Origin of the sequence: Oryzihumus sp. (assembly GCF_036391795.1) — a bacterium.
Classification (GTDB): domain Bacteria; phylum Actinomycetota; class Actinomycetes; order Actinomycetales; family Dermatophilaceae; genus Oryzihumus.
Genome location: NZ_DASVZH010000100.1, coordinates 1 through 9,395, shown reverse-complemented (window position 1 = coordinate 9,395; position 9,395 = coordinate 1). Strand labels below are relative to the sequence as shown.

General features: G+C 73.6%; 11 protein-coding genes. 8 read left to right on the top strand and 3 right to left on the bottom strand.

Annotated features, from left to right (window positions below):
- Positions 1-694: RecB family exonuclease (locus VF825_RS06000; RefSeq protein WP_331111172.1), on the top strand; the 694-nt coding region annotated here is incomplete at its 5' end.
- Positions 695-726: 32 nt separating this feature from the next.
- Here the strand turns inward: VF825_RS06000 and VF825_RS05995 are convergent.
- Entirely contained in the window at positions 727-1,695 is a 969-nt protein-coding gene (locus tag VF825_RS05995; protein WP_331111170.1) for a macrolide 2'-phosphotransferase, read from the bottom strand.
- A gap of 41 nt (positions 1,696-1,736) precedes the next feature.
- Between VF825_RS05995 and nudC the strand changes: the two genes are divergently transcribed.
- Complete coding sequence (gene nudC, locus VF825_RS05990) at positions 1,737-2,675, top strand: NAD(+) diphosphatase (protein WP_331111168.1); 939 nt, start codon at positions 1,737-1,739, stop codon at positions 2,673-2,675.
- 38 nt (positions 2,676-2,713) lie between these two features.
- A complete protein-coding gene (locus VF825_RS05985; protein WP_331111166.1) occupies positions 2,714-3,142 on the top strand; it encodes a PPOX class F420-dependent oxidoreductase in 429 nt (142 codons plus the stop codon).
- A gap of 13 nt (positions 3,143-3,155) precedes the next feature.
- Here the strand turns inward: VF825_RS05985 and VF825_RS05980 are convergent, their stop codons facing one another.
- On the bottom strand, positions 3,156-3,419 hold the full coding sequence (locus VF825_RS05980; protein WP_331111164.1) for a mycoredoxin: 264 nt from the start codon (positions 3,417-3,419) through the stop codon (positions 3,156-3,158).
- Positions 3,420-3,568: 149 nt separating this feature from the next.
- Here VF825_RS05980 and VF825_RS05975 point away from each other — a divergent pair, with 149 nt between their 5' ends.
- The 5 genes from VF825_RS05975 (at position 3,569) to VF825_RS05955 (ending at position 8,571) form a co-directional block, all read left to right on the top strand.
- Positions 3,569-5,731: an ATP-dependent DNA helicase UvrD2 gene (locus VF825_RS05975; protein ID WP_331111162.1), complete on the top strand. Its 2,163-nt coding sequence runs from the start codon at positions 3,569-3,571 to the stop codon at positions 5,729-5,731.
- Positions 5,732-5,881: 150 nt separating this feature from the next.
- Positions 5,882-6,142 (top strand): hypothetical protein, encoded by a 261-nt coding sequence (locus tag VF825_RS05970; RefSeq protein ID WP_331111160.1) that lies wholly within the window; start codon positions 5,882-5,884, stop codon positions 6,140-6,142.
- 213 nt (positions 6,143-6,355) lie between these two features.
- A complete protein-coding gene (locus VF825_RS05965) occupies positions 6,356-6,643 on the top strand; it encodes a WhiB family transcriptional regulator (protein WP_331111158.1) in 288 nt (95 codons plus the stop codon).
- Complete coding sequence (locus tag VF825_RS05960) at positions 6,643-6,894, top strand: hypothetical protein (RefSeq protein ID WP_331111156.1); 252 nt, start codon at positions 6,643-6,645, stop codon at positions 6,892-6,894. The genes VF825_RS05965 and VF825_RS05960 overlap by 1 nt, the downstream gene beginning before the upstream one ends.
- Before the next feature lie 135 nt (positions 6,895-7,029).
- Positions 7,030-8,571: an alkaline phosphatase family protein gene (locus tag VF825_RS05955; RefSeq protein ID WP_331111154.1), complete on the top strand. Its 1,542-nt coding sequence runs from the start codon at positions 7,030-7,032 to the stop codon at positions 8,569-8,571.
- Here the strand turns inward: VF825_RS05955 and VF825_RS05950 are convergent.
- Entirely contained in the window at positions 8,535-9,110 is a 576-nt protein-coding gene (locus VF825_RS05950) for a GNAT family N-acetyltransferase (protein ID WP_331111152.1), read from the bottom strand. The two genes, VF825_RS05955 and VF825_RS05950, sit on opposite strands and share 37 nt — an antisense overlap.
- Between the last annotated feature and the right edge of the window lie 285 nt (positions 9,111-9,395).

Sequence of the window (9,395 nt, the reverse complement as noted above, 5' to 3'; positions counted from 1 at the left end):
CGGAGGCGGCGCGGCCGGGGAGCCCACCCCGCTCGACCGTGAGATCGACCTGCTGCTCCGGGAGCGGGAAGCCGTGCGCGCCTCGAGCCGTCAGCCGGTCACCGTCCCGCGTCACCTGTCCACCTCCAAGGTGGTCCAGCTCGCCGAGGACCCCCTCGCCTTCGCCCTGGCCCTGCGCCGGCCGATGCCCAGCCCGCCGGCGACCGCCGCCCGGAGGGGCACCGCCTTCCACGCCTGGGTCGAGCAGCACTTCTCCCAGGCCACCATGCTCGACGTGTTCGACCTGCCCGGCAGCGCCGACGAGGACCCCGGCGACGACGCCGAGCTGCCACGGATGCAGGAGCTCTTCCTGGCCAGCGAATGGGCGCAGCGCACCCCCGAGGGCATCGAGGTGGCCATCGAGTCGACCACCGACGGCATCGCCGTCCGCGGCCGCATCGACGCCGTGTTCCCCCGCCCGGGGGGCGGCTGGACGGTCGTGGACTGGAAGACCGGCACCCGCCCGTCCGCGGCGGCGCTGCGGGTCAAGGCGGTCCAGCTCGCGGCCTACCGGCTGGCCTACGCCCGGCTGCGAGGGGTGCCGCTGGAGGACGTCGACGCCGCGTTCTACTACGCCGCAACCGGAGAGACGGTCTGGCCGGAGCTACCAGGCGAGGACGAGCTGGTGTCGTTGCTGCGGACCATCCCGCAGTGACCGCCGATCCGGGGCGACGGCCTGGCGGGCCGTCAGGGGGACGGCGCGTCGCCGGCGGGGTCGTCCCCACCGGCGGAGTCACCCCAGGTCGCGGTCGCCAGCCGGCGCAGCCGCTCGACGTAGGCGTCGACGTAGCGCACGTCGCCGGTGGACAGCGCCGTCAACAGCCCGGTGACCAGGCGCAGCTCATGCGCCAGCAGCGCCCGCTGCTCGAGGTGGGCGTCCGGCCGCTCGTCGCGGGCCTGGGCGTAGGCCTCGAGCACGGTGTCGAAGGTGTCCGCGGGCGCGTTGCCGGCCAGCAGGGCGAAGTCGTCGGCCGGGTCGGCGACCTTGGCGTCGTCCCAGCCGGTGATGGCCACGACCCGGCCGCTCGCGGCGTCCTCCTCGTCGGAGAACTCGATGAGCACCTGTTCGCCCGACAGGTCGCCGTGGGTCACGGTCGGGGCGAACCGCCACAGCCGCACGTCCTCCAGGGCGTGCTCCCACCGCGTCAGCAGCGAGGTCGGCACGTGTCCGGTGGCCGCGGCGCGGTCGAGCTCGGCGAGGCGACGGGTGCGGTAGGTGTCGGCGTCGTAGGCCGGCAGCCCGGCCTCCTCGGCCAGGCGCAGGTCGACGTTGTGCAGCGCGGCGATGGCGCGCCCGAGCTCGGCCGCCGGACCCGGGCCCGGCGGCAGATGGCCGAAGACGACGGGTCGGCCGGGCAGGAACGGGTAGACCGCGGCCCGGCCGCCCTCCTTGAGGGAGGCGAACCCGGCCGGCGACGGCACGGCATACGGCAGCCGGCGCGAGAGCAGCTCCAGCAGGGTGGTGGTGACCTCCATCTGGGCGCCCGCGGCCCGGTTGCGCGGGGAGCGCACGACCCATCGCCGCGACTCGACGTCGGTGACGAACGCGAGGTCGAACGCGCTGGCTCCCGGCGCGGCGGCCTCGACGGCGGTCGGGTCCAGACCGGGCACGGCGGCGCTGGCGAGGGCGGCGAGAGCCAGGGCGCTGCGGGTCACCCGCACACCGTATGACGGGTGGGCGCCATAGGGTGGAAGGCGTGACGTGTGCGGCGCAAACAATCCGCGACCTGCCCCTGGCGCATGGCTCGCTCGACCGCGCGGCGCACCGGCGCCGCGAGCCCGGGCTGCTGGACGTGCTCCTGACCGACCCGGCCACCCGCGTCCTGGAGCTGGTCGGCGGCACGGTCGAGGTGGTCGGCTCCGACGGTGAGCTGTCGCTGCACCGGCGCCCGCCGGTCCCGGCGGACCGTCACCGGCTCGCGGTGTTCCTGGGTCAGGACCAGGGCGGCCCGGCCCACGTCGCGGTCGTGGGCGACCCGGTGGACGAGGGGGACCCGCGGTCGTGGCAGGGGCTGCGGCAGGTGGCCACCCTGCTCGACGACCGGGACGCCGGCATGCTCGCCACGGCGCTGGCGCTGACCAACTGGCACGCGGCCCACACCCACTGCCCCCGCTGCGGCCACCCGACCGCCCCGGAGCAGGGGGGCTGGGTGCGGCGGTGCGGGCAGGACGGCAGCGAGCACTACCCGCGCACCGACGTCGCCGTGATCATGTCGGTCACCGACCGCGACGACCGGCTGCTGCTGGCCCGCGGCGCGGAGTGGCCGGAGGGCCGCTTCTCGGTGCTGGCCGGCTTCCTCGAGCCGGGGGAGTCGCTGGAGGCGGCCGTGGCACGGGAGGTGCGCGAGGAGGTCGGCCTCGAGGTCGAGGACGTCACCTTCCTGGGCGACCAGCCGTGGCCGTTCCCGACCTCGCTGATGGTGGGCTTCACGGCTCGCGCGGTGGGGTCGGCGATCGACCTCGACGGCGACGAGATCGCCGAGGCGTTGTGGGTGACCCGGGAGGGGCTGGCGGAGCGCATCGCCGACGGGCGGGTGCTGGTCTCCTCGCGGATGTCGATCTCGCACCGCCTCATGGAACGGTGGTACGGCCAGCCGCTGCCCACCAACGGCGAGTGGCGCCCGGCCCGCGGCTGAGCGCCCACGACACCGGCAGACCGACAGGGAGGACCGCCATGCCCATCGATTCCGACCTCGCCGCGGTGGTGCGCGAGCGCAACCTCGGCGTCCTCGCGACGATCAAGCGGGACGGCCGACCGCAGCTGTCCAACGTCAACTACTGCTACGACCCGGCGCGGGACCTGGTGCGGGCGTCGGTGGTCGACGGCCGGGCCAAGGTCGCCAACCTGCGCCGGGACCCGCGCGCCTCGCTCATGGTCTCCAGCGTCAACGGCTGGTCCTACACGGTGCTCGAGTGCACGGTGACCTTCTCGGAGGTCGCCGCAGCCCCCGACGACGCGGCGGTCGAGGAGCTCATCGAGGTCTACCGCCTCATCGCCGGGGAGCACCCGGACTGGGAGGACTACCGGCGGGCGATGGTCGAGGACCACCGCCTCGTGGCGCGGCTGCACGTGGAGCGCGCCTACGGCATACCGGGCCGGTGAGGCCCGGGCCGGGTCAGGACAGGCGGGCCTTGACCTCGGCGAGGGAGGGGTTGGTGGCGGCGGTGCCGTCGGGGAACACGACGGTCGGCACGGTCTGGTTGCCGCCGTTGACGCTCATGACGTAGTCGGCGCTGGCCGGGTCGTGCTCGATGTTGACCTCGGTGTAGCCGATGCCCTCACGGTCGAGCTGGGTCTTCAGCCGGGTGCAGTAGCCACACCACGTCGTGCTGAACATCGTGATGGTGCCGTCGGCGGGCAGGGCGGGGGCCGAAGCCATGCGGGATCTCCTTCAAACGTCGTATGCCGTGCGCTCACCTCAACGGCGCGGCGCGCCGAATCCTTCCGCATCCTGCCGGTCGCGTCCGTCACACGCGCGGCGGGCACGGCCGCTGCCGCCGTCGGTGCGGTCTGGGAGGATCGGCCTCGATGAGCACCCTGGCCACCGGCATCCCGACCGCAGACGACGTCCTCGCCGCGCTCGACCCCGAGCAGCGGGAGGTCGCGGCGTCCCCCAAGGGGCCGATGTGCGTCCTGGCCGGGGCGGGCACCGGTAAGACCCGGGCGATCACCCACCGCATCGCCTACGGCGTGCACAGCGGGGCCTACCAGCCGCAACGGGTGCTCGCCGTGACGTTCACCGCCCGCGCGGCGGGGGAGATGCGCACCCGGCTGCGCGAGCTCGGCGTGGGCGGGGTGCAGGCGCGCACCTTCCACGCCGCGGCGCTGCGCCAGCTGCACTACTTCTGGCCGCAGGCGATCGGCGGGGCCGCGCCCGAGGTGCTGCCGCACAAGGCGTCGGTGGTGGCCGAGGCGGGCTCGCGGCTGCGGCTGCAGCTGGACCGGGTGGGCGTGCGCGACCTCGCCGCCGAGGTCGAGTGGGCCAAGGTCAGCATGCTCACCCCCGAGACCTACGCCGCGGCGGCCCGGCGGGCCGGCCGCGACCCGGCCGGCCTCGACGCCACCGCGATGGCCCGCGTGCTGCAGACCTATGAGGAGGTCAAGGCCGAGCGCGGCGTGATCGACTTCGAGGACGTGCTGCTCATCACCGTCGGCATCCTCACCGAGCGCGAGGACATCGCCCGCACGGTGCGCAGCCAGTACCGCCACTTCGTCGTCGACGAGTACCAGGACGTCAACGCCGTGCAGCAGCGCCTGCTCGACCTGTGGGTGGGCGAGCGCGACGACGTCTGCGTGGTCGGCGACGCGGCCCAGACGATCTACTCCTTCACCGGGGCCAGCCCCCGGCACCTGCTGGACTTCCCGCGGCGCTACCCCGAGGCCCGTCTGGTCAAGCTGGTGCGCAACTACCGCTCGACCCCGCAGGTGGTCGGCCTGGCCAACCTCGTCGTGCGTGGCGGCAGCGCCGGGGCACGTGGGGGAGCCGAGCTGGTGCAGCTGCAGGCCCAGGGTGAGCCGGGACCGGCACCGGTGCTCACGGCCTACCCGGACGAGCCGGCCGAGGCGGCCGGTGTCGCCGCGGCGGTCAAGGCGCGCATCGGCCAGGGGGTGCCGCCGAGCGAGATCGCGGTGCTGTTCCGCACCAACGCCCAGTCCGAGGCGTTCGAGGCGGCGCTGGCCGACGCCGACGTCCCCTACCTGGTCCGCGGCGGCGACCGGTTCTTCTCCCGGCGCGAGGTGCGCGACGCGGTGCTCCTGCTGCGCGGCGCGGCCCGCTCCGACGACGGCAGCAAGCCGATGCCCGCCGTCGCCCGCGACGTGCTCACCGGCGCCGGGTGGAGCGAGCGGCCGCCGAGCAGTGGCGGGGCGACCCGCGAGCGATGGGAGTCGCTGCAGGCGCTCGCCGCCCTGGCCGACGACCTGGCCGCATCCTCGCCCGAGGCCCGGCTGCCCGAGCTGGTCCGCGAGCTGGAGGAGCGCTCCGCGGCCCAGCACGCGCCCACGGTGCAGGGCGTCACCCTGGCCTCGCTGCACGCGGCCAAGGGCCTGGAGTGGGACGTCGTGTTCCTGGCCGGGTGCAGCGACGGCTTCATCCCCATCTCGATGGCCGAGGGCCCCGAGGCGGTCGAGGAGGAGCGCCGCCTGCTGTATGTCGGTCTGACGCGGGCCCGCCGCGAGCTGCGGCTGTCGTGGGCCGGGGCCCGCAACGCGGGCGGCCGGGCCACCCGCCGCCCGTCACGGTTCCTGGACGGGGCGGCGAGCGTGCTCGGGGAGGGGGCCAGGTCCGCCCCCAAGACGCAGTCCCGGGCCGGGCGCGGCAAGCAGCTCAGCATGGCCGTCCCGGCGAAGTGCCGCGGCTGTGGCACCGACCTGACCAGCGCCGCCGAGCGCAAGGTCGGACGCTGCACCGACTGCCCGCCCACCTACGACGAGGCCACCTTCGAGGCCTTGCGCGCCTGGCGCCTGGCGGTGGCCGGTGCCGCCAAGGTGCCGGCCTACGTCGTGTTCACCGATGCCACCCTGACCGCCATCGCCGAGCGCAACCCGTCCTCCCCGGCCGAGCTGGCCACCATCGGCGGCGTCGGGGCGCGCAAGCTGGAGCGCTACGGGCCGTCCGTGCTGGCCATCCTGGGTGGTGCCGACCCCCAGGAGACGGCCGAAAACCTTTCGACGACAAGCGATTCAGCATGATTCACGGAGCTTGTCGATTTTCCGTCAAAGATTTCCGTTAATTCGATTGCAGGGTTTGCGAAGGCTGCCCTAGCCTGATCACTACATCCAGCCCAGCGGAACAGGCTTCCGGCTGGGGTCGACGAGCACCAGATGAGGAGGGTTGGCCTGATGGAGATCACCACGATGACGAACGCGACGCGCATTGACCGCGTCCGCGTCGCATGCCCGCAGGTTGCCCGCACCCTCATCACCACCGCGGATGCCGCGGCTCTGCGTCACGGGACCGCTGTGTCCGCGTTCGGCTTCGGCACGGGCGTCACCGGCGTCGTCGCCATCGCCCCGCAGGCCCGTCCGGCTTTCTACGCGCCGATGCACAAGCTCGTTTCCCAGGATGTCGCTCACTTCCGCACCGGGAGACCACCGGTCTAGCTTCTAGACCAGGTCACCTCCAGGCCGCGGAACCCGACAACCGGGATCCGCGGCCTTTGTGTTATCCGGCGGCCGCCACCAGCAGGAAGACCGCCAGCAGTGAACAAGAGAACAGCGATCCAGGGCCCGCCCACCAGGCAGGTCACGGATCACGAGATGACACACACGAGAACACGCCACCTGACCGGTGGAGACGAAGGAGGTGACCCCCCGATGCAGCTCACAGCACTGATCGACATGCACGAGCAGGCCAACGACTCCGGCAACGCGATCCCGTGTCGGGAGAACGACGCCGAGCTCTGGTTCGCCGAGAGCCCTGCGGATGTCGAGTTCGCGAAGTCCCTGTGCGGGACGTGCCCGGCCAGGGCCCAGTGCCTGGCGGGTGCGCTCGAGCGGCAGGAGCCCTGGGGTGTCTGGGGTGGCGAGCTCTTCGTCCAGGGAGTCGTCGTGGCCCGCAAGCGGCCGCGGGGTCGTCCCCGCAAGCACCCGGTTGCGGCCTGATGTCCTACGTCACCTGGTCGCCGTCGTCCGCCGAGGTCCGGTCCGCCACCGAGCCCTCCGGCCGGATCAACAGTCCTGAAATGCTTTTGTTTGCAAGGAGATTCACCATGTTCCAGGTCATGCAGGAAGACCTCGCGCGAGCTCATATCGAGCAGCGCCTGCACGCGGAGCGCAACCGCGGCGTCCGGAGGGGTGCCCTCCGGATCGCCCAGCAGGCTCGCGCTTCGCGCCACCAGAGCCACTCCCGCTGAGTCGCGGTCCTCGTGACCGCACTCCGGAGCCGGCTCGACCCGGAGGCGGGGACCACCAGGCCCATCAGGGCCGGAGTCCCCGCCTTCGTGGTGTCCCGGGGTGCAGCCGCTCCTCGGCGCCTAGAGTCGGGGACCGTGAGCAGACTCCACCCCGCTGAGCTGGCCGCCCGCCGCGAGGACGCCGTCAAGGCGCTGACCCAGCCGGACCTCGCTGCCGCCGTCGACCTCGTCGTGTGGGTCGAGGAGGGGACCGACGGCCCGGTGGCGCTCGCGGCCAACCACCTCGGCCGCGTCCGGCTGCACGCCGACGGCCGGCACGAGGTGCTCGAGGGTCGCGACCCGGTGCCGAGCGAGGACCCGATGGCGTTCCTGCCGTACGAGCTGGAGTGCGCCAATCCCGGGCCGGCGCGTTCGGTCGACAACGCCTACCCCTACGCGGCCGCCCGGATCCTGTCGCTGTTCGCCGACCCCACTCGCAGCCCCGATCTGGCCATCGTCCACACGCCCCGGCACTGGTTCCCCGACGAGGGCGGCCACCACGGTGAGCACGGCTCCCTCGACGTGATCCAGTCGCGGGCCCCGCTGGTCTTGTCGGGCGCCGGCGTCCGGCGACTGGGTCTGGTCGACGACCACGCCCGGCTGGTCGACGTCGGGCCCACTCTGGCGGCCCTCGCCGGGGTGCCGCACGAGCAGCTGCACGACGCGCACGGTGAGCCGCTTGACGGCGGCGTGCTCACGGCATACCTCGTGGACGAGCAGCCGCGGGAGCCGGTCGTCGTGGGCATGCTCTGGGACGGCGGCCACTGCGGTGAGCTCCTGGCGATGGCCGAGGCGGGGGAGCTGCCCGGTGTCGCGCGCCTCATCGACGCCGGCCTGGCGCTGCGTGGTGGGGCCGTGGCGCAGTTCCCCAGCATCACCCTCACCAACCACACCTCCATCCTCACCGGCCTCGGCCCCGGGCGGCACGGCGTGCTGGGCAACGTCTTCTACGACCGGGAGACCGGCGAGCGGGTCGTGCCCAACGACGCCTCGACCTGGCACCGCAGCGGCGAGTGGCTGCGCCCGGCGGTGCGGACCGTGTTCGAGATGGTCTCCGAGGTGGTGCCGCCGCGGGACACCCCGCGCACCGCGTGCGTCGACGAGCCGATCGAGCGGGGCGCCGACTACTCGACCATGGCGGTGATCCGGGCCAGCGGCAGCGGCAACGGCGCCGCCGGGCTGGGTGAGCTGTTGCCCGACCCGCACGGGTCGGGGCACGTGCACGACCGGGCACACCTCGACGACGGCTACTACTCCTGGGCCACCCAGGTCGACGACGTGGGCCTGGAGCAGATGACCCAGCTGTTCGCGAGCCGGGAGGCGGCGCCGCGGTTCACCTGGTGGTCCAACGTGGTCACCGATGCCGGGCACCATGCCGGCGGCCCGCGCTCGGAGATCGCCCGCGCCTCGCTGCGGGACGCCGATGCCCGGCTGCGCGCGTTCCTGGCCCACCTCGACGCGCTGGGGATGACCGACGACGTGACGTTCGTGCTGACCGCCGACCACGGGTTCGAGGCCGCCGACGAGACGGTGACCGGCTCGTGGCGCCAGGCCCTCGACGACCTCGGCTTCGCCTACCGCGACGAGGGGCCCGGCTTCGTCTACCTGATGGCCGAGGAGGGCCCCGACCACTCCTGACGGGTGAGCCGGTACAGCACGTGCCGGCGCAACGGGTGGCCCTCGGGCAGCGAGGGGTGGTCGAAGTCCTCGGCCGGGTTGTGGCTCATGCCCAGCCGGGCCATCACGGCGCGCGACCGGGCGTTGCCGACCGCGGCGAACGAGACGACCTCAGCCAGGCCGAGGGTGCCGAACCCCACCCGCAACGCCGCGTGGGCCGCCTCGGTTGCGTAGCCATGGCCCCAGGCGTCCCGTGCCAGCCGCCAGCCCACCTCGGTGCACGGGGTGAAGGCCGCCTGGAACGAGGGGTGGGCCAGCCCGGTGTAGCCGATCAGCTGGCCGGTGGCGCGGACCTCCAGCGCCCACAGCCCGTGGTCCTCGGCCTCGAGCAGGGCCTGGGCCCGGTCGACGAAGGCGTCGGACTCCTCGCGGGTCAGGGTCGAGGGGAGGTACTCCATGACCTCGGGGTCGGCGTTGATCGCGGCGAACGGCTCGCGGTCGGCCTCCTGCCAGCCCCGCAGCAGCAGTCGTGGGGTGCGGATCGAGGTCACCGAGGTCATCCCGGCACGGTACCCAGCGCCGGGCCGGCGCGCCCGCATATCCCAGCGCCTCCCTACCCCGGCGCCCCATACCCCCGCGCCTCGCGCCGAGAGGGACGTTCCTCAGGGTTGGCGGGCGGGCGAAACCCGAGGAACGTCCCTCTCGGCGGAAGAGGACGAGGTGAGGACCCGCGGTCAGTGGTGGTGGCTGCCGTGGTGGTCGGTCTGCGGGTCGGTGCCGTCCCCGCAGCCGGGCCCGGCCGGCGGGAGCTCGCGCACGTCCGCACGGGGCACGAGCCCGGTCAG